Origin of the sequence: Herbidospora mongoliensis, assembly GCF_001570545.1 — a bacterium.
Classification (GTDB): Bacteria; Actinomycetota; Actinomycetes; order Streptosporangiales; family Streptosporangiaceae; genus Herbidospora; species Herbidospora mongoliensis.
In genome coordinates this window covers 697,249-716,336 of sequence record NZ_BBXD01000008.1, presented here as the reverse complement: position 1 = coordinate 716,336, position 19,088 = coordinate 697,249, and the positions used below count along the sequence as shown (strand labels likewise).

At 67.3% G+C, this 19,088-nt stretch carries 17 protein-coding genes and 2 pseudogenes; 11 read left to right on the top strand and 8 right to left on the bottom strand.

The features are described from left to right. Positions 1-37: 37 nt before the first annotated feature. Positions 38-745, top strand: a complete 708-nt coding sequence (locus tag AW272_RS03555; protein ID WP_157518244.1) for a DUF6339 family protein — start codon at positions 38-40, stop codon at positions 743-745. Positions 746-760: 15 nt separating this feature from the next. Here AW272_RS03555 and AW272_RS03550 read toward each other — a convergent pair whose 3' ends face one another. Next, positions 761-1,189: a very short patch repair endonuclease gene (locus tag AW272_RS03550; RefSeq protein WP_066360979.1), complete on the bottom strand. Its 429-nt coding sequence runs from the start codon at positions 1,187-1,189 to the stop codon at positions 761-763. 294 nt (positions 1,190-1,483) lie between these two features. Here AW272_RS03550 and AW272_RS03545 point away from each other — a divergent pair, with 294 nt between their 5' ends. Beyond that, positions 1,484-2,584 (top strand): DNA cytosine methyltransferase, encoded by a 1,101-nt coding sequence (locus AW272_RS03545; RefSeq protein WP_083957909.1) that lies wholly within the window; start codon positions 1,484-1,486, stop codon positions 2,582-2,584. A gap of 57 nt (positions 2,585-2,641) precedes the next feature. Continuing rightward, positions 2,642-3,538, top strand: coding sequence for an IS982 family transposase (locus tag AW272_RS03540; RefSeq protein WP_066360978.1), 897 nt, complete (start codon positions 2,642-2,644; stop codon positions 3,536-3,538). Positions 3,539-3,679: 141 nt separating this feature from the next. Here the strand turns inward: AW272_RS03540 and AW272_RS03535 are convergent, their stop codons facing one another. Then, entirely contained in the window at positions 3,680-4,678 is a 999-nt protein-coding gene (locus AW272_RS03535) for a hypothetical protein (RefSeq protein WP_066360977.1), read from the bottom strand. Between the two features lie 166 nt (positions 4,679-4,844). On the opposite strand from AW272_RS03535, the gene AW272_RS03530 reads away from it, so the two are divergent. Both AW272_RS03530 and AW272_RS03525 read left to right on the top strand, forming a co-directional pair. Next, on the top strand, positions 4,845-5,852 hold the full coding sequence (locus tag AW272_RS03530; RefSeq protein WP_066360976.1) for a sensor histidine kinase: 1,008 nt from the start codon (positions 4,845-4,847) through the stop codon (positions 5,850-5,852). After that, entirely contained in the window at positions 5,849-6,502 is a 654-nt protein-coding gene (locus AW272_RS03525) for a response regulator (protein ID WP_066360975.1), read from the top strand. Before AW272_RS03530 ends, AW272_RS03525 begins: the two co-directional genes overlap by 4 nt. Here AW272_RS03525 and AW272_RS03520 read toward each other — a convergent pair. Beyond that, positions 6,490-7,389: an SDR family oxidoreductase gene (locus AW272_RS03520; protein ID WP_066361224.1), complete on the bottom strand. Its 900-nt coding sequence runs from the start codon at positions 7,387-7,389 to the stop codon at positions 6,490-6,492. The genes AW272_RS03525 and AW272_RS03520 overlap by 13 nt on opposite strands. Positions 7,390-7,488: 99 nt before the next feature. Here AW272_RS03520 and AW272_RS03515 point away from each other — a divergent pair, with 99 nt between their 5' ends. Continuing rightward, entirely contained in the window at positions 7,489-8,055 is a 567-nt protein-coding gene (locus AW272_RS03515) for a TetR family transcriptional regulator (protein ID WP_066360974.1), read from the top strand. Positions 8,056-8,128: 73 nt separating this feature from the next. On the opposite strand, the gene AW272_RS03510 is transcribed toward AW272_RS03515, so the two are convergent. Then, entirely contained in the window at positions 8,129-9,340 is a 1,212-nt protein-coding gene (locus tag AW272_RS03510) for a cellulose binding domain-containing protein (protein WP_066361223.1), read from the bottom strand. Positions 9,341-9,652: 312 nt separating this feature from the next. Then, positions 9,653-10,600, bottom strand: a complete 948-nt coding sequence (locus AW272_RS03505; RefSeq protein WP_066360973.1) for a PaaX family transcriptional regulator — start codon at positions 10,598-10,600, stop codon at positions 9,653-9,655. Positions 10,601-10,793: 193 nt separating this feature from the next. On the opposite strand from AW272_RS03505, the gene AW272_RS03500 reads away from it, so the two are divergent. The 3 genes from AW272_RS03500 to AW272_RS03490 all read left to right on the top strand — a co-directional run bounded on the left by AW272_RS03500 (position 10,794) and on the right by AW272_RS03490 (position 13,090). Then, entirely contained in the window at positions 10,794-11,642 is an 849-nt protein-coding gene (locus tag AW272_RS03500) for a TNT domain-containing protein (RefSeq protein WP_218010770.1), read from the top strand. 78 nt (positions 11,643-11,720) lie between these two features. Further along, positions 11,721-12,059, top strand: a complete 339-nt coding sequence (locus AW272_RS03495; protein WP_245657175.1) for a PadR family transcriptional regulator — start codon at positions 11,721-11,723, stop codon at positions 12,057-12,059. After that, positions 12,056-13,090 carry a hypothetical protein gene (locus tag AW272_RS03490; RefSeq protein ID WP_157518242.1) on the top strand — a complete coding sequence of 345 codons (1,035 nt, stop codon included), beginning with the start codon at positions 12,056-12,058 and terminating at the stop codon, positions 13,088-13,090. The genes AW272_RS03495 and AW272_RS03490 overlap by 4 nt, the downstream gene beginning before the upstream one ends. 155 nt (positions 13,091-13,245) lie before the next feature. Here AW272_RS03490 and AW272_RS03485 read toward each other — a convergent pair whose 3' ends face one another. The 3 genes and pseudogenes from AW272_RS03485 to AW272_RS44805 form a co-directional block, all read right to left on the bottom strand. Next, positions 13,246-14,028, bottom strand: coding sequence for a hypothetical protein (locus AW272_RS03485; protein ID WP_157518240.1), 783 nt, complete (start codon positions 14,026-14,028; stop codon positions 13,246-13,248). Between the two features lie 223 nt (positions 14,029-14,251). Further along, the gene (locus tag AW272_RS03480; RefSeq protein ID WP_066360969.1) at positions 14,252-14,842 is read right to left on the bottom strand and encodes a DUF6461 domain-containing protein; all 591 of its coding nucleotides are present in this window, start codon (positions 14,840-14,842) and stop codon (positions 14,252-14,254) included. Positions 14,843-15,349: 507 nt separating this feature from the next. After that, a pseudogene (locus AW272_RS44805) lies at positions 15,350-15,448 on the bottom strand (peptide-methionine (S)-S-oxide reductase MsrA); the annotation flags it as partial. Between the two features lie 40 nt (positions 15,449-15,488). On the opposite strand from AW272_RS44805, the gene AW272_RS03475 reads away from it, so the two are divergent. Continuing rightward, positions 15,489-16,997 carry a recombinase family protein gene (locus tag AW272_RS03475; protein ID WP_066360968.1) on the top strand — a complete coding sequence of 503 codons (1,509 nt, stop codon included), beginning with the start codon at positions 15,489-15,491 and terminating at the stop codon, positions 16,995-16,997. A 583-nt stretch (positions 16,998-17,580) separates the two neighbouring features. Then, a pseudogene (locus tag AW272_RS45920) lies at positions 17,581-19,077 on the top strand (replication initiator). Positions 19,078-19,088 lie beyond the last annotated feature (11 nt).

Below are 19,088 nucleotides of genomic sequence, written 5' to 3'. Positions count from 1 at the left end.
ACTTTGGCCGCATCTCCCCGCGGTCGTCGGAGCCGCCGTGTACGACGAAGTCGTCGCAGGGCGACCACCCGCGTACAAGGAAAGCCATCCTGACCAGATGTGGGCACCGGTCGGAGGCCGGGTGTCGACGAGGCGCGTACGAGGGCTGATCGACGCCGTGACGACCTTGGCCAGGGAGAACGGGTTCCCGGAAACAGCGGGGATCGACGCCCGGATCTCCTTCGACCGGCACGCGGCCAAAGTGATCCGCGGTCATTTGGATCTGTCATGGGCGGAAGCAGGCAATCGGGATCTGTGGTCCTTCCTCTCTCTGGTGGCTCTTCCTCACGTGACCATGTGGCGTTTCGGGCCCGACAACAAGGAACGATGGATCGCCACCGACCTCACTAGACACACCTGGGCCCGTCTCTGGTGGCAGGCAGTGGTGTTCGCCGGGCACGAACATGTCCTGGCCGCGCTGAACGAGAGCGATCTCAATCAGCTCTTGGAACGTCGCAGCATCGGTGGCGATCCCCGGCTGACGAGGGAGTTGGCTCGAGCGGTCATCGAACTCGGTGCCGAGGCTCCTCGTAGAGCCGTGATCCGCGACGTCACGGCCCGGCTGCGCCGATACCTGGCCTTCCTCGACGTACGCGCCCTTTCTGATCAGCAGGTCAAGGACCTGTGCCTCGCGCTTACAGGTGAGACAGTCACACGTCTGCAGGGTGACGGCGCGGGTCTCCAGAAAAATGTGGCATCTGACTGAGCACGGACCGCCCCATCACTCTCGGGCCGGCACCTGCAACAGGGAACCTGTGCCCGGAGACGTCCTGTCGGTCAGTGACCGCATCACTTCTTCGATGATGCGAGTCACCGCCTCCACGGGATCCTCGTGCTCCCAGACCCGGACCACCCGCCACCCCGCCTGCAGCAGGTGCTCGTTCGTGGCCACATCGCGGGCGGTGTTCTTCGCCAGCTTCTCCGACCACCACGTGTCATTCGCAGCAGGGCGCGTGGCGTGCTCAGGACAGGAGTGCCAGAAACAACCATCGATGAAGACCGCGACCTTCGCCCGCGTGAAGGCCACATCGACCGACCTGCGCTTCATCCCGGGAATCGGCCATGCCACCCGATACCGCAGCCCCTGGGCGTGCAGAAGTTTTCGCACAGAGATCTCCGGAGCGGTGTCCCTGCGACGCTGCTTGCTCATTCGAGCCGACACACCGATCGAACTGGGAGAAGGCATGGATACCACATGACAACCGTACCGCCCGGCTCTGATCTCCTGTCGGGAATGAAATGATCAGCCGCGCCAACGAGATCGTGATCCGGGCGGAATCACGTCGACCGGTGCGTCGAGCAACCGACTACGAAAAGTAGCGACGCCAATACTGTCGGATGTCATCAGTACTCTGTGTCGACATCGGCCCCGCTTGACGTCTTCGGCGCAAACCCAGCGAAGCCGTGGCAACATCGTCCCGAACGAAACACCCCTGGAGATCAAGTGCACCCTGTCAAAATCGTCGATCTGTTCGCCGGTCCAGGTGGGCTCGACGTGGCGGCGGAGAAGCTCGGCATTTCCACGGTGGGCGTCGAATGGGATGCCTCGGCGTGCGAGACACGTCGGGCCGCGGGCCTGGCCACGGTGGAGGACGACGTACGACGCCGTGGTCCTTCCGACTTTCCAGAAGCGGATGTCCTGGCAGGTGGACCACCTTGCCAGACTTTCACCGTTGCCGGCACAGGAGCGGGGCGCAGAGCGCTCGACGATGTCCTCGGCTTCGTGAAACGAATGGTCGCAAGGGAAGATCGAGAAGGGATCGATCGGGATCTCGGCAAACTGGAGGACGAACGAACCGGTCTCGTCCTGGAGCCTCTTCGCTGGGCACTGGAGGCCATCGACGACGACAGGAACACCGCGTACCGCGCGATCGTGCTCGAACAGGTTCCAGCAGTCCTTCCGGTGTGGGAAGCGTATGCCAGAGCACTGGAGGACGAAGGTTATTCCGTGGACTGCGGCATCCTGTGCACCGAGGAGTACGGCGTCCCGCAGACCCGAAGAAGGGCTGTGTTGATCGCGGGGAAAGGTGACGAGCCAGTGGCTCTGCCGCGCCCCACGCACCGGTCCTACCGGAAGGGAATACCGCGAGAAGCCGGAAACCAATCCCTTCTGCCATGGCGAAGCATGGCTGACGTGCTCGACCGACAGTCACCGTTCCTCGTGATCTCGAATTACGGGACCGGCGGCGACCCCAAAGCCCGCGGCCGTCGATCCTCCTCGAACCCTTCCACGACAGTGACCGGGAAGATATCCCGCAACCGCGTGGTCTCGCCGGACGGCGTCGAACTGGATCGCTTCTCTCTCGCGGAAGCCGGCTGTCTCCAGACTTTCCCCGTCGACTATCCGTGGTCGGGGAAAGACGTGGGCCAGCAGATCGGAAATGCCGTCCCTCCTCGACTGGCCATGCATATCCTTTGCGCCGCATTCGGGTGGGACCCTCCCGGCGAGGAATTGCTGCAGAGTCTGAGTAACTGGACATCGGTGGTGCCGCCGAACGAGCATTTCCTTGAGGTCCGGGTCGAGGACTCCCTCGAGTACATCTAGACGAGTAGTTCCAAATTCAGGGTTCTCCGACGTGGGGAGGGTGTCCAACATCGGGTTGTGACGACCGAATTAGACACCCTCTTAACGGCACTGTACGTCCACATCGATGACCGGCTGAAGACCCGGCGACGACGGGGACGTCCGCCCTGGCTCACCGACGCCGAACTGCTCACCCTGGCCGTAGCCCAAGCCATCCTCGGGTTCCACGGCGAAGCCCGCTGGCGGCGTTTCGCCCACGCCCACCTGCACGGCATGTTCCCCTACCTGCCTCAGCGGCCCGGCTACAACAAGCGCCTGCGCGCGGCGTTGCCCCTGGCCAAGCAGGTGATCCGGTCCTTGGCCGCCGACACCGACCTGTGGGCCGACCAGTGCTGGATCGTGGACTCCACCCCGGTGGAGTGCGTCCGCTCCCGGGCCGCCGTCCTGCGCTCGAACCTGGCCGGCTGGGCCAGCTACGGCTACTGCCACTCCCACTCGCGTTTCTACTGGGGACTGAAGCTCCATCTGATCTGCACACCGGCCGGGTTGCCCATCACCTGGGCCCTGGCCGACCCCAAGGTCGACGAACGCCAGGTGCTGATGGCGATCTGCGACCTGGAACCCGGCCTGCTCGCCGCCCGGCCCGGGCTGCTGATCCTGGCCGACAAGGGCTACATCGCCGCCGAGTTGGATCGTTTCCTGGCCGCCCGGGGTGTCAGCCTGCTGCGACCCTCCTACCGCAACCGCGGCACACCCCGCCCGGGAGAGTCGCTGCTCAAGACGGTCCGGCAGCTGATCGAGTCCGTCAACGACACCCTCAAAGGCCAGCTCGGCCTTGAACAGCACGGCGGCCGGACCATCGAAGGCGTCGGCATCCGGGTGGCTCAGCGCATCTTGGCGCTCACCTGCGCGATCTGGCACAACCGCACCATTGGAGCGCCCGTCACCAGGTCATTGATCGCCTACGACCACTGAGCCACATCGGAACTACTCGTCTAGCTGTTCTGGACACGAGCGTTTCATCCCAGACGAAGTGCCCGGGTTGACCGTGGTCTAGCGGAACCAGCGGTGGGACGTCGCGCAGATCGATCTCGACGACGTCGTGGTGCAGTGCACCTACTGAACACGTGACGCGCGCAGCCCATAGGCCCAGGCGGCGACCCCGAGGGCCACGCCCCACACGACCCACAGCATGCCCGGCCCGTTGAGGCCCCACGTGGCGGCATCGACGCCCATCCGGACGTTCATCAGCCCGGCGGGTATCAGGACGACCGCCACGAGCGACGCGGGAATGACAACCAGTGCCGGCGGGACTCGCCGGCCCGCCCGGAACCAGACCCAGCGCGGGTAGACCTCGCCCCACCGGCTGACCAGACCGTGGGTCAGGACGCCGCCGCAGATCGACGCGACGGCGCCGCCGAGGCCCACCTCCAGCATGCCGGGCGTCTGCTGCATCATCCGCGCGAAGTCTTCAGGAATCCCGAGCGGGATCCCGAGATACCAGGCGATCCTGGTGATCTCGTACGGGATCGGCGCGGCACACGCCACGTAGACGGCCCACCGGCCCCATCGGCGCAGCGTGTCCGGCGGGACCTGCGCACGCGCCCGGCCGGTCCGCCTCTGGTAGGCGAGGGTCGCCAGCGCCCACAGCAGGCCGCCGGCGAAGATGACGATCAGGTTCACCCGGTGCCAGTACAGGATGTCCCCGATGCCGTCCTGCGGTCCGGGCACCCCCGTGAAGGCGAACACCAACAGCAGCGGGGCGAAGGCCACCAGCGCGAGCAGGGTGTAGTCGGGGATCACCAGGGCGAGCGTGCCGGCCAGGGCCCACCCGAAGACCAGCAGGGCCGTGCGGGCGGCGTCCCGCCCCCACTCCCGCGCCATCGCCAGCGCCACCACCGCGCCGGCCAGCCCGACGACGGCCATGCCCGGCGCGACGATCCCGGCCTGGCTCCCCTCCAGGATCGAACCCGTCGCACGGTCCTCGGCCACGGGCGCGAACGGGAATCCGCCTCCGCCCAGCGCCCAGAACAGCCCGAGCGCCCCGTACGACAGCGACCACGCGGCCGCGGCGTATCCCGACCAGGCCGGCCGGTACCTCCACCAGAGCGACATCCGCCCATCACGTCCTCACATCCGGGAACCGTGTCCTGGATCCACCGTCGAGGAGGCCGGACCGCCGGCCCAGGTGCGGAAAGGACCGGTGGAGCGGTGATCGCGGGGAGGAAATGTGCCGTTCGGCACGGGGCGCCGGAACGACCGGATACCTAGGCTCGGGGGTATGCGCACACGAATCGGCGGGATCGCCGTGGTCACCGGCGGCGCGGGCCTCGTGTCGATCGCGGCGACCGCCGCCCTGCTGCTGGTCGGTGCGGAGCCCGCCGCGCCCGGCTGGGACGTCGGCGAGGCCGCCGTCCTGCTCGTCCTGATCGTCGTGGTGGTGCGCACCGCACCCGGCCGCGACGCACTGATCGCCGCGGGTCTCGCGGGCCTGGCCACACCGATCTCACTGCTGCGGTACGGGCTGGACCAGCCGAGCGCCGAGGGACTGGCCGGGCTCGCCGTCTGGGGCCTGTCGGCGGTTCTGGCGGCCACGATCGGGCTCTATCTCCGGTCTCTGGACGACCGTCGCACCCGCTCCGTCCACGCCGCCCGCCAGGCCCAGCGCACCCAGCTCGCCCGCGACCTGCACGACTTCGTCGCCCACGACGTCAGCGGGATGCTCGCCCAGGCCCAAGCCGGCCGGATCCTCGCCGAACAGGACCCGCGTCAGGCCGCGGCCGCCTTCCAGCGCATCGAACAGGCCGCGCTCCAGGCGCTGACCTCGATGGACCGGACCGTACGGATGCTGCACGACGCCGACGACCCCACCGGCCGCACCCCGCTCCCGACGCTGGCGGAGCTGCATGAGCTGGCCGACCGGTTCACCGCCTCCGGCACCGTGGCCGTCCACCTGGACCTGGCAGGCCTGCCGGACGTCGTGCCCCGGGAAGTGGCCGCCACGGCGTACCGGATCGTCGTGGAGGCCCTGACCAACGTCCGCCGCCACGCCGCGACGGCGAGCCGGGCGGACGTGTCCGTCCGGCTCGTCCACACCCTCGCCGGCCCTGCCCTGGAGGTCACCGTGACGGACGACGCCCGAACCGGCTCCGGCGGTGCCCGCCACGGCGGTTTCGGCCTGGCCGGCCTGACCGAACGGGTCGAGGCGCTCGGCGGCGGCCTGACCGCCGGACCGCATCCTCCCCCCGGCTGGCGGCTGGCCGCCACGATGCCCCTGGCCGCCTCATGACCGACGGGCCGACCCGCATCCTCATCGCCGACGATCAGGAGAACATCCGCAGCGCGTTCCGGATCATCCTGGACGCCCAGCCCGACATGACCGTCATCGCCGAGGCCGCCTGCGGCGCGACCGCCGTGGAACAGGCCCGCCATCTCCGCCCGGACGTCGTGCTCACCGACATCCGCATGCCCCGTGTCGACGGGCTGGAGGTCACCCGCCTGCTCGCCGGGCCGGACGTGGCCGACCCCATCCGTGTCGTGGTCGTCACCACCTTCGACCTCGACGACTACGTCCACACCGCACTGCGCGACGGGGCCTGCGGCTTCCTGCTGAAACGCTCGAGCCCGGCCATGCTGGCCGAGGCCGTCCGCGCCGCCATGTCGGGCGACACCCTCATCAGCCCGCAGATCACCGTACGGCTCCTGCGCGCTCTCACCGCTAAGCCACGACCCGATTCCGTGAGGCTCACCGGCCGCGAGCTCCAGATCGCCCGCCTGGTCGCCCAGGGCCTCACCAACGCCGAGATCGCGACCGCCCTGTTCATCTCCGCCGGTACGGTCAAGAACCACATCGCGGGCGTCCAGCGCAAACTCGGCGCCCGCAACCGTGTCGGCATCGCCGCCTGGGCCTGGTCCACCGGACACGCTCAGCCGGAGTAGCGCCCTGCGACCAGGTCGTCCAAGAGAGTGGGCCCGGTGGGCTCCCACGAGAACTCGGCCCTGGTGAAGGCGGACGACGCGGCGCTGTCGGTGGCGATGAGCGGAGCCAGCCAGGTGTAGTGGGCGGCGGCCTCCTCGGGCGCGAGGTCCACGACCGGAAGCTCCAGGCTCTTCCCGACGGCCTCCGCGACCTCCCGGAACTGCACACCCTCGTCCTGGACTGCGTGCAGCACCGATCCGGCGGGGGCCTTCTCAAGAGCCAGCACGAAGAGGCGGGCCGCGTCGTCGCGGTGTACAGCGGGCCAGCGCGCGTCGCCGACGTGGCCCGCGAGCCCTGCCGCACGCGACGCGGCGACGTAGGCCGCGATGAACCCGTTGTCCCCCGCGCCGTGCACGGTCGGCGGCAGCCGCAGCACGGAGGTGCGCACCCCCGTCTCGGCGAGGTCCAGGACCCGGCGGGCGGTCGCCACCCGTCCGTGCATCGGCGACCCGGAGGGCTCGGGGAAGTCCCGCTCGGTCCCGACCCGTCCGGGAGCCAGCCCGAGCAGGCCCGACGCCAGCACGAACGGGCGTCCCGTGCCTGCCAGCGCGCCGGCCATCGCCTCGGCGGCGGCCCGGTCGGCCCCGGAGGCCTCGGCGAAGCCGCCCGAGAAGGCGACGTCGTGCTTGAAGGCCAGGTGCACGACCCCGTCGGACGCAGCCGCCGCGCCCCGGAGCGTGTCGAGGTCGTCGAGGGTGCCGCGCACCACCTCCGCCCCCGCATCCTGGAGTGCCTGAGCCGAGGCGTCGGAGCGGGCGAGCCCGGCGACCCCGTGGCCCGCGGCCAGCAGTTCCGGCACGACGGCCGATCCGATCCAGCCGGACGCCCCTGTCACGAACACGCGCATGATCACTACCTCTTTCGATGTCATGAACTGACATCAGGCTATGCGATGTCAGTCCATGACATCAAGACGACAGTCACTGACATCGCCTAAACTCGCCGCATGGCGAGATGGGAGCCGAACGCGCGCGGCAGACTCGAAGACGCGGCCCTCGACCTCTTCACCGAACGCGGCTTCGACAAGACGACCATCGCCGAGATCGCCCAGCGCGCCGGCCTCACCGAACGCACCTTCTTCCGCCACTTCGCCGACAAGCGCGAAGTCCTCTTCGGCGGGTCGGCCCTGCTCCGCGACCTCCTCACCGGCGCAGTGGCCGAGGCCCCCGCCGACGCCTCGCCTCTGGACGCCGTGGCCGCCGCCCTGGAGAAGGCGGGCTCCCTCCTCCAGGAGCGCCACCCCTACGCCCGCCGCCGCCAGGCCGCCATCGAGGCCAACGAGGAACTCCTCGAACGCGAACTCGTGAAGCTCGCGAGCCTGGCCGACGCCCTCGCCACGGCCCTGCGCTCCCGTGGCGTCGCCGCCCCCGAGGCGTCCGTCGCCGCCGAAACGGGCATCGCCATCTTCCGCTCGGCCTACCCCCTGTGGGTCGCGGCCGACGACAGCACCCAGTTGCCCGACTGCATCCGCGCCGCCTTCGCCACCCTCCGCGGACTCACCGCCCCGGAATAGGGAACGGCCCCCAGCCGACTCCACATGGGGAGCCGGCCGAGGGCCGGTAGTTAAGGCCTCAGTACCCGCAGGATCAGAGGGCGGTGCAGGTGACGGTGGCACCCGCGCCGGTTCCCGTGCCCTGGAACCCGAGGTTGGTGCTCTGTCCGGCCGACAGACGACCGTTGTAGCTCTGGTTGGTGATGGTCACCGTGCCGGTGCTGCCCGAGATGACGCCGTTCCACCCGGAAGTGATCGCGGCTCCGGAGGGCAGGGTGACGGAGAGCCTCCAGCCGCTGATCGTGGCGCTGCCCGCGGTGACGTTGAGGGCGGAGACGAACCCGCCGGGCCACTGGTCCTGCACCGCGTAGGTCGCCGAGCAACCCTCCGTCCCACCGCTGGGCGACGGACTCGGGGACGGCGAGGGCGACGGGCTGGGAGACGGGCTCGGAGACGGGGAGGGGTCCAGCGTGAGGTTCTTCCGCTGGATCTGCCACTGGGTGTTGCACAGCCCGCAGTTGGTGCCGACGAAGTTGGCGCCCGCCGTCGAGTCGCCCTTCAGCCGCCACTTGAGGTACAGCACCGCCACGCGGCCGAACTCACCGCCGTTGGTCTGGCCGTAGGTGCCGCCGTGCCCGACGTTCAGATTGCCCATGAACGCGGGCAGCCCCGAGGGCAGCTTGCCCCAGTCGTCGATGGCGTTCGGGTAGGCGATGTCGCTGGTCCCGCCGATGAAGTAGGCGATCGGCTTCGTCAGCCGCCTGAGCTGGTAGTCGTCACCGTCGTTCAGCAGGCCGCTGCTGAAGATGGTGGTCGTGGTGACACGCGAGTCGTTGGAGACGGCGTAGGCCTCCAGCCCTCCGCAGGAGAAGCCGCCGACGGCGACCTTGCTGGTGTCGATCTTGTTGTAGTAGTTGCTGCCCTGACGGCTGTTCTCCGAGAACGCCCAGTCGATCGACTGGGTGAGCATCTGGGACGTCGTCGAGCCTGAGGCGTTCGGGCCGCCGTTGGCGATGACCAGGAATCCGTGCGAGGCGATCTCGCGCAGGAAGTTGTACTGGGACAGTCCGTTGGCGGAACAGCCTCCGTTGCCCCACACGTAAATGGGGAGTTTCGTCGACGGGAGGGTTCCCGGCCGGTAAATGGTGTGATTGGCCAGGCTGCTGGAGGTCTCGTAATCAGCCGGGTAAGGGCCCGAGCCGCCGACCGCCGCAGCGGCCGGCGTCGTGGTGAGCGCCGTTATCCCGGCGAATAATGGGACGACCGCGGCCGCCAATACCGCACTGATGATCGAGCGTTTTCTCATCTCACCCTCCGAGGTCAGACGCACGAGCCGGCGGGAGCAATGCAGTTACTATCACGACGGTGATAAAAAGTGTCAAACAACCGCACTCGGTCATTTGACCGGTGTGCGGGCAACCCGGGAACGCCCCCGCCCCTCATCCGGCGCCGGGAGAACGGGCCGATGCGGGCGGCTCCGCCGCAGCTCACCACACCTGTCCGACTGACGTGCCGATGGGATCTCTTCGGGCCCCGGGCAGCCGGGAAGCCGACGTGTCACGGCGACCACGCGACGCGCGCGGGCGGGCGGACAGTCGTCCAGTGATGAACGTTTCTTTCAGCAGTCCCTGCGGGCCGGGACCGAAACGAAGTCCTCCGACGCCTGGAAATGGGTGATCCAGGACGCGGCGTCCGACCAGTGCGGTGTCGCCACCTGGACGAGCCGCGCCTCCGCGAGCGAACCGAGCGCGGAATGGATCTCCAGCAGGAGGTCCCTGGCGGCCTGGCGGGGCCACGGCGTCGGCAGCAGGTGCTCGGGGAGGTCCGGATCTACGTCCGGGAACTTCCGCCAGGAATCCATGACGGAGGTCCGGGCCACCAGCGCCCGGGTCGCGTCGATCTCCCCGTCGCGGACGGCAGTCCGCAGGTCCGCGTACTGCGCGATGAAATCCTCGTAGGCCGAGGCGAGACCGGCCAGATCGTAGGCGGCGGCCGGACCGTGCGGGCCGGCCTCCTCGTCGAACCGGGTGTGCATCACCGACCATCGGCCGTCGCCGACGTCGTCCAGGATGTCGTGCAGCACCCGGCTCACCCCGCCGGACTCGGATCCGGGCCGGATCCACACGCTGTCGTACAGCCGGACGAAACCCAGCGCCCCCAGCGCCTTGCGGACCGCGTGCCGCAGCGCCTGGCCCGACTGGGGGATCGAGAAGGAGACGGTCACCCAGTCGCCGGTCCACCGCGGCGGCCGTGCGCCGAAACCCAGGAAATGATCCATCCGGGAGCGATGCCTGGCGATCGCCTGAGGCGTGAGGTGATAGACGGGCGGCCGTCCGGACCCCCGCACGGCGATCAGGCCACGCTTGGTCAGCCGCGACAACGCGGCCCGCGCGCTGGACTCACTGATGCCGAACTCCCCGAGCATCGCGACCACCGCCGCCGACGGAAGGTCGGCGTCGGAGGAGTCGAGGTACTCACCGAGCAGGGTCGCCAGCAGGTGCTGCGGGTTGGGGCCGGCCTGCGCCCGGGGGGTCCTGACATCGTCCGCAGACAGGTGGACATTCACGCCACAAGCTTGCCTCACGGCAACGCCCTCGCGGCCGACCCTTGCCGAATTTGTCACGAATTTCCGCATTTATCACAGGGTGGGAAAAATGATTTCCCGCCCCATCTTTTGCCCTTCCCTTATGACGCCCGTCAACGCAATCTCCGCGACACCGGGAATGTAGAAATCGACCACCGGCCCGAATTGAATGCCGGTGGTCGGTCAATTCCCATCCGCCTGCGTCAACGTCAACAGGGAAGTCATGCAACATTACCGACGGAGCGTCGTACTGGCCACCGCGATGTGCGCGATGGTCAGCGCCATGGGCGGTACGGCCGCGCACGCCGAAAGCTCACTGAACACCTCGGCGGTTTTCCGGCCCGCACCGCCCTCGGCCAAGAAAACGGCCCATGGTCAGCCCCCGCAGAACCTGGGACAGATCTGCGGCGCGCCGTACGTGACCGGCGACCCGGACCTCGGCCCGGTACGCCTGCCGCGGACCGGCTATCTCGGCTCGCTCCTGCGCGGCTACGTGCCGCTGAGCGGCCTCACACCCCAGCAGTTCCTCTCGCGCTACTGGAATTACACCGCGAACGACTATCGCTACCCGCCCAACGCCGGGTTCGCCCTCTCCGGCAATTACCCCAACGGCAGGCTGCTGGCCAAGACGACATTTCTTCAGATCGGCATGCTGCTCGACCGTTTCGGCGGCTACGGCGGCGCATTCTTCGCGCCGATGGGAGACCTTTTCACCAAGCGCGCACTGCCGCCGCGCAATCTCAACACCAACCCGCAGGATCCCACGCACCCGTGCAACTATCACGTGTTCAGGGTGAGCAAATCATTCCGCGTCGACGTGGGTCCGGTCTCCCCCGCGTTCCAGCAGCCAGGCGGCGGCACGCAGTACCACGTGCTCAGCAAGTACATTCCCGAGGCCCCGCAGTCGAGCGAAGAGGTCCCGGTGAGCTGGCTGCTGCAGAACGGTTACCTGCAGGAACTCTCACCGCCCGACCAGTCCGGCGCACGGATGAGCGCGTCCAAGAGAGAAAGCGTCCGCCACTGAGGTGTGGACGACGTCCCTGAACGGGCTCGCACCCTCGCGTCAGGCACTATATCTTTCCTAACAAGATATAGTGCCTACATGAACTCACGGCCCATGACGGAACAGGCGTTCCTCGTCCTCACCGCACTGGCAGACGAGTCCCGCCACGGCTACGGGATCGTCCAGGAGGTCGAGCGACTGTCGGAAGGTCGCGTGCAACTCAAGATCGGCACCCTGTACGGCGTGCTCGACCGCCTGGCCACAGACGAACTCGTATCGCTCGACCGCGAGGAGGCCCACCAGGGCCGACTGCGGCGCTACTACCGGCTCACCGACGAGGGCGCCCACGCCTTGGAGTCGGAGGCCGTACGCCTGACCGAGAACGCCCGCTACGCCACAGAGCGACTGCGCGCCCGGCACGCCGGAGGAACGGCGTGAACGCCCTGGAGAATCGCTACCGACAGGTGCTGCGGCTACTGCCGGCGGGCTACCGCGCCGAACGTGAGGACGAGATGGTCTCGGCGTTCCTCGACGGCGCGGGCTCAGCCGCAGCCGACCCCGCCGCGCGCCCACGCTGGCCGGAGATCATCAGCGTGGCCGCACTGGCGCTGCGGATCCGCCTGGGCGGCCCGGGCGCGACGCCGAGGAACCTCGCCTGGGGCCGGACCGTCCGGCTGACCGCCCTGATCGGTCTGGCCTTCCAGGCGATGATGAGCTGCGTCTACCTGGCGCAGACCCTGGGCGTCTATGGCGTCCTCCCCCTGCCGTACACAACCGGCGAAATGCCGATCGGCGACCCCGCGTCAGCCGAGCGGCTCTGGCACCTGACCAGGGACCTGGCGCCCGTCCTCTGGATCGTCGGCTACGCCGCGCTGGTCCGAGGCCGCCCGCGCGTCGCGAAGGTCGCCGCGGCCCTCGGCCTCACCGACTCCGTAGTCTCCTGGACAGGCGCGCCGGAGATATCGGCGCTCACCCAGGTTCTCATCCTCGCCGTCCCCACCCTCGCCCTGCTGGCCGGATACCACAGGGACACCAAGGCACACCGCCATCCGGTACGACTGGCAGCGCTCCCCCTGGTCGCCGGGGCGGCACTCTTCCTGATCATGATGCTGTCGACCTGGGCCATGGCCACGTCGAACCGCTCGCCGCAGTGGCCCGGCGCGTGGGCCTGGATCTGGTCGTGGCTGCCGCCCTCAGGCCTGTTCTGCCTGACGCTGCTGGTGGCAGGCGCGGGATATGTCGTGGCACACCTGGCGGCACCCCGGTGGCGGTCCGCTTCCGTACCGCTGGCGCTGGCGATCCTCACCGTGCCCGTGACACTGTCGCGGCTCTCCTACCTGAACCCGGGCGTTGACCAGGTCACCGAGACACTGAACGCCGTCACCCTCGCGCAGTCCATCGCGCTCCTGCTCATCGGCATGCTCCTCGCCGTGATCGGCGCCAAGTCACTGCCCGCCCGGGCCATGTAGACGTACCCGACGTCGCCGCGGTCATGACCGTCCCAGCGCGCATTGCGCGGTCGGCCGTGCAGGGCGTGCACTGCCCCGTCCTTCCACTCGACGTCGGACAGCCGGCCTCGGACTTGAGTAGTGGTGGCCGTTCTTATGCCGCCTCAACCAGACCGTCAGGATTCGCGGCTGACTTCCCAGAGCACGCCGATGTTCCCTGCCAAAGGTGAGTAGGTGACTTTGACAAGAACGGGCTGCTTCAAGCGCTTGAGAACCGCGGTCATCTGACGGGCGTCGCAGTAATAGGAGCCCAGGCCCTCCTTGTCGGCCGAGCCCGGTGCACCAGAGAGCCAGTCGGCGCTGCAATCGGCGTTGAGTCGGTTGAATCCCACCATTCCGTCGTACCGGAGTCTCATCGGCCGGCCGCCCTCCGGAGTGAAGGTCACGATGCCGCTGATGCTGGGTCCCGGAGTTCCATCTCCGCGGTACCGCAGGGCGCCAAAGGCGGTCTTGGGCCTCTCGCCCGCGACGCCGGCCCAGAACTGATGGATCTTGATGGCCTTGGTGCCGTCATGAGCGATGCGGACCAGCGTCGGGCCGAGAGTGAAAACGAAACCGAGGTCACCAGCAGCACACTTGGTCTTGCCAAGCCCCAGGGAGCTTATGGCGTATTTGCCGGCGGTTTCCCTGGCGTCACAGGTGGTCGATATCCGATAAAAGGAGGCCGAGGAGTAGTCGAGCTGAATCTCCTTGACTCCAGCCACAGGCTTCAGACGGTAAGTCTTGATTCCGTAGTGCGCTGTGTACAGCTTGGCCGCACGCGGCACGATACGGAGCTTTCCTTTTCCATCCGGCCAGGCCCAGCCATACGCGACCTTCGGGGCGGCGGCCTGGGCCGGCACGGCGGTCAGACCAGTCGCGATGAGGGCGGCAATGGCAGCGGAGGCTAACAAGCGCACGAGATTCTCCTGGAACAAGGCACGGAGCAACACGGGACGCACAGCCTACGCACCCGGTACGACATCCACCGGGACCCAGCCCGGTTATCAGAGGCGCACGGGATTCCGGCTCCGCCTTAGCACCTATGCCAGGGTCCACGACCGGCCGAAAGGCCGCATGGCGGTCCGCTCTAACCGTGTAGAAAACACGTCTGGCCCGAGATCAGCTCCCAAGGGAAGCCGATCAAGGGCATTCGGGACGGACGGGTGAGATCGGGCCGCCGACGAAAGTCAGCTCTTCGAGGAGTCTGGGAGTCATGTTGATGCCGGTGAGGTCCTCGGCCCACATGAAGACCGGACCGACGTTGATCTCGGGCATACCCGGGAATCGGGCGTCGGAGCGGGCCAGGATCGGGGCGAACGTCACCGGCATCTGGTCGGGCATGACCATCTGTTCGTCGATGACGAAGCCGTCCTCGCCGTAGAACCCAACCTCGGTCCGCCCGTCCTCGACCCAGTGGAAGTAGTAGATCCCGGTGATGTCCTGCAGATAATGCGCGACCACCCGGGTGCCCGCCGACAGCGACTCGACTATTCCGTCGTAGAAACCGACCATGTTGCTGTCGACGATCAACGTCCACTCACCAAGAGAGGCGACGGCGGCCAGCGTGACGCCCTCATTGCCCCAGGAGCGGGTCCGCGCGACCTTCTCGACGGACATGGGGGCGAAGGTGGCGATGTCCCCGCCGAAACGGGCGACGACGTCGGCGGGGGGCACGCCCCTGATGTAGGTCAGGGTGACGTCATCGAGTGAGTTGGCCAGGTCGTGGTACATGCGCGGATGATCTCAGGACGTACCGACAAATCAGGCTTGTGGGGTCACGGGGTTGTGCAGGGCGCGCGAGAAGTCCGGGCAGGGCAAGTCGGCGCTAACGTCGGGGCCGAGGGTCGCGTCGTCGGGTTCGTAAAGCCCGGCCGGGTTGCTCGGTCGCTGCTCGGTGGTACGGACAGTACGTGATACGGACCGCCACCGACCGGCACTAGAGCCGGGATATTGGCGGGCCAAACAGCAGGGCTCTGCACGTCGCGACAGTAGGTGACATTTAACCCTCGAACTTTCATCCGAAAATCCAGAATTCGAGTCCACTTCCGACGCGGTCTGTCGTCGACGCCCCTCCGGGAGGGGTTTACTCGCCGTTTCGTCCACACAGAGGGACGACTCCCGAACCCTTTGACCTTGACCTTGTAGAGAAACTCGTCGCCAAAAAACACGTCTGGCCCAAGATCAGCTCCACTCACGGAGCCGACCAAGGGCCAGCAGTTTCAGGCTAAAGCCTCAGCTCTACGCCTCGCCGGAAGTAAGGCCGACAGGACAGGCGACACCCGTCCCGCCGATCCCGCAGTACCCGCCCGGATTCTTCAGAAGGTACTGCTGGTGGTAAAACTTAACCCTCCGCAACAGTTCATGCGAGGAGGGTTACATGGGTCAGGTTTCGGTTGTCTCCTACGCTCGCATCTCCGCCGACGTCAGGCGGGATGAACATGGTGTTCAGGACCAACACAAGCTGAACCGCGAGACGGCGGCTCGGCTCGGGTGGACGGTCGTCCACGAGTACACCGACAACGACAAATCGGCGGCCAAGGCAGACGTAGTCCGCGGCGACTTCGAGTCCATGCTCAAGGCTCTTCGAGCCGGTGAACTCCCCAACGGCACTGCGGTGCAGGGAGTCGTGATCGTCGCGGAAGACCGACTCGCGCGCCGACCGGGAGACTACGAACGCTTCGCCGAAGCGATCACGTACCAAGATGGCCGGGTCTTCGCCGACGCTCGCGGAGCGAAGGACCTCTACAACGAAGACGCCGAGAGCATGGGCCTCTTCGGCGCGGTTATCTCCAAGATGGAAGTCCGGAAGATGCAGCGGCGGATGCGCCGTTCACATCGGACCCGCGCCGAGCAGGGAGTGCCTGTTGGAGGCAATCGCCCGTTCGGATGGCTACCTGACCGGCTCACCCTTGACCCCGCCGAGGCTCCCCTTCTTCGGCAAGCGATCCTTGACCTGGTCTCCGGCCGGTCGCTTCATTCGATCGCGATGCAGTGGCAGCGAGAAGGCGTCACCACATCGCTCGGGAACCCGTGGACCTCTCGCTCTCTGAAGCTCAGCGCCTCGAACCCAAGGGTCTGCGGCTGGCGGCAGATCAACGACGAGTTGGTTCGCGGACCGGACGGCAACCCTGTCGTCGGCTCCTGGGAACCGATCGTGACGCCGGAGCAGTGGATGGCCGTGAAGAGCCACTTCGACGCGAGGAAGGGGCACTACGTCTATCCGGACGGTCGTGTCGGCCATATCCTTCCGCAGGACTTCCGCGAGCCCAACTACCTGCTCACCGGCATACTCCGCTGCGGCAGACCGAAAGCGGACGGCTCGCTCTGCAACACCTCGCTCCGCGTGACCCACACCAAAGACTGCGTCCAGCACATCTACCTGTGCCCCACCAAGACTGCCGGCGGCTGTGGTGGTCTGGGTCGTCGCGGCGACATGGTGGACCTCTACATTTCCGAAGCGGTGTTAGCCAAGCTCGAAGAGGTGCAGCTCTCCGCGTCGTCCGAACAGGCCACCTGGGCGAAGCAGACCGAGTACGACGGCGCGAAAGACCGTCTGGAAACGCTGCGTACCCAATGGGCCTTGGGCAACGTCAGCAACGAACTCTTCTTCCCGACCGCAGCCGACCTGGAGAAGCAGATCGCGCGACTGCGGACGGAGGCCCAAGGCTTCGCCGCGTCCGTTCAGCGGCAACGGAGCCGCTCCAACGCTGACGTGAGCGAGATCCGGCGACGCTGGTTCCTTGCGGAGGAGGACGGCGGGCTCCCGCTGACGGTGAAACGGACCTACATCCGCGAGGCCCTCCACGCGGTGATCATTCACCCCTGCGGCGGCGGGCGAAAGAAGTTCAACCCCGATCTTCTTGAGCCCATCTGGAGAGAGGACTGATCCGCAGGACGTCCGAGGACGTCTTCAGGGAGCTACGGCCTTACCAATCGGCCACAGCTCCCTTTCTTTTCTCATAGGCAGCGGGACGTCTAGGAGCACCAGGGGACGCAGGGGGACGCCACGGAACGTCAGGAGACATCCCCGCCTCACATCTCGTGACCTGCATCAACGCTCGCCGGAGTGGTACAAACGAAGCAATGCAAGAAGCCATCGTCTTCCCCACGGCACGGCACAGCGAGCATCTCGGCGAACCACTCAGGCGCACACACGAGACCGGGCACAACACCACGAACTGATCACCGATGATCCGCCGGAGAGACCCGGCCCGGCGGTAGGTGTCCACCCAGAGAGCGCCATCCCCACTCTCGCCGCACTCCATTTCTGTTCTCGCTGCCGCTCACCATCGCCAAGAGCTGTCTTCAGGCTGCCTCGGCGTCGGTGATGCATGTCGCGACCCGCCCGGTACGGCGGTGGCTCCGTCCACTAGGAAAGGAGCCCACCTGAACTCTGAACCCGGTCCTGTGTCTGCTCGGGAGTGGGGCAGACGACAAGCCGCCCGATCTCCACGTTGGTCCGAGGAGAAATGGCGACGGGTCGCCACCGTCCTGAGCGTCCGCATCACGAACGGCGTCAAGCGCGACGCCTCCTCGGGCGGGGATGCCACATGAACGACGTGCCCTCTCTGCCCTTCGACGTACTGGCAGCCGTACGACGTGCAGCGATGCCCGACTTCTCCCGCTGGTGGCAGATGATCAAAGCCACGGGCGGGTGCTCCCAACCGATCCGACTGCACGGTGAGCGCTACACGGTCGACGTGCCAACCGGTGAGGTGGTCGATTCCTATCGGACGGCTTACGAGCCGACCGGCTACCTGCTCACGGCGTGCGGCAACCGGCGCGCCTCCCGGTGTCCGGCCTGCTCGGAGGTGTACCGGGATGACACCGTCCATCTGATCATCTCCGGGTTGCAGGGCGGCAAGGGCGTACCGGAAGAAGTCAGCGCTCATCCTCGGATGTTCGCCACCTTCACCGCACCGTCATTCGGCTCGGTCCACGCCCGACGCGTACGCAACGGCAAGACCTTGCCGTGCCGTCCTCGACGGGATGATCCGCTCTGCGCTCACGGTCGGCCGGAAGGATGCAGGGTGCGTCATGGGGACGACGACTCCCGGCTCGGGCAGCCCATCTGCGTCGACTGCTACAACTACTCGGGTGCGGTGTTGTGGAACGCCCATGCCGGTGAGCTGTGGCGGCGCTTCACCCGTGACCTGCTCGCGGTGCTGGCTCGACAACGCGGGGTGTCCCGGGCGGACCTGCGGCGGCAGCTCCGGGTGTCCTACGCCAAGGTTGCCGAATATCAGGCGCGGGGCCTGGTCCACTTCCATGCTGTGATCCGTCTCGACGGCTCCGAAGGTCCCGGCGATCCTCCGCCTTCATGGGCGACCGTCCCCCTGCTGGAAGAGGCCATCCGGCGCACTGCCGAACAAGTGACCGTCACAGCCTCGACCGGAGTACGCGGCGACAACGGGCCGGGTGTCGCCCTGAGGTGAGGCAAGCAACTCGACGTGCAACCGGTCTACCTCGGCGCGGAACTGGGTGGGATGTCTGACAGCCGGGTGGCGGCCTACATCGCCAAGTACGCCACCAAGGGCGCGGAGTCAGCCGGGACCGTAGACCGGCCGGTCAAAGAGCCCATCCAGATCGAAGATCTGAGGGTGAGCGAGCACGCCCGGAGGATGATCTACACCTGCTGGGCGCTCTCGATGATGCCGGGCTTCGATCACCTGCGACTTAAACAGTGGTCACACATGCTCGGCTACCGGGGACACTTCTCGACCAAGTCACGCCACTTCTCCATCACCCTTGGCGCGCTCCGCCAGGCCCGCGCCGACTACCGAGCCGAGTTCGCCCGCGCTGCCTCGGGGCTGCTGCTGGTTGGCCGAGAAACAGTGACGGTGTCGCAGTGGCGGTATGCCGGGAGCGGGCTCAGTGAGGGAGAACGCTTCTGGGCGGAGATCGCCCGACAACAGATTTCCACTGCTCGGCGCATCAAGCGGGAGAACGAACGCCAGAAGGCATGAACAACTCCGGA

Coding starts and splice junctions, on each gene's coding strand:
- AW272_RS03495 (WP_245657175.1), top strand. CDS start 11,721: ATGAACTCACGGCCCATGACGGAACAGGCGTTCCTCGTCCTCACCGCA.
- AW272_RS03535 (WP_066360977.1), bottom strand. CDS start 4,678: ATGTCGCTCTGGTGGAGGTACCGGCCGGCCTGGTCGGGATACGCCGCG.
- AW272_RS03480 (WP_066360969.1), bottom strand. CDS start 14,842: ATGTACCACGACCTGGCCAACTCACTCGATGACGTCACCCTGACCTAC.
- AW272_RS03515 (WP_066360974.1), top strand. CDS start 7,489: ATGGCGAGATGGGAGCCGAACGCGCGCGGCAGACTCGAAGACGCGGCC.
- AW272_RS03525 (WP_066360975.1), top strand. CDS start 5,849: ATGACCGACGGGCCGACCCGCATCCTCATCGCCGACGATCAGGAGAAC.
- AW272_RS03530 (WP_066360976.1), top strand. CDS start 4,845: ATGCGCACACGAATCGGCGGGATCGCCGTGGTCACCGGCGGCGCGGGC.
- AW272_RS03475 (WP_066360968.1), top strand. CDS start 15,489: ATGGGTCAGGTTTCGGTTGTCTCCTACGCTCGCATCTCCGCCGACGTC.
- AW272_RS03510 (WP_066361223.1), bottom strand. CDS start 9,340: ATGAGAAAACGCTCGATCATCAGTGCGGTATTGGCGGCCGCGGTCGTC.
- AW272_RS03520 (WP_066361224.1), bottom strand. CDS start 7,389: ATGCGCGTGTTCGTGACAGGGGCGTCCGGCTGGATCGGATCGGCCGTC.
- AW272_RS03550 (WP_066360979.1), bottom strand. CDS start 1,189: ATGAGCAAGCAGCGTCGCAGGGACACCGCTCCGGAGATCTCTGTGCGA.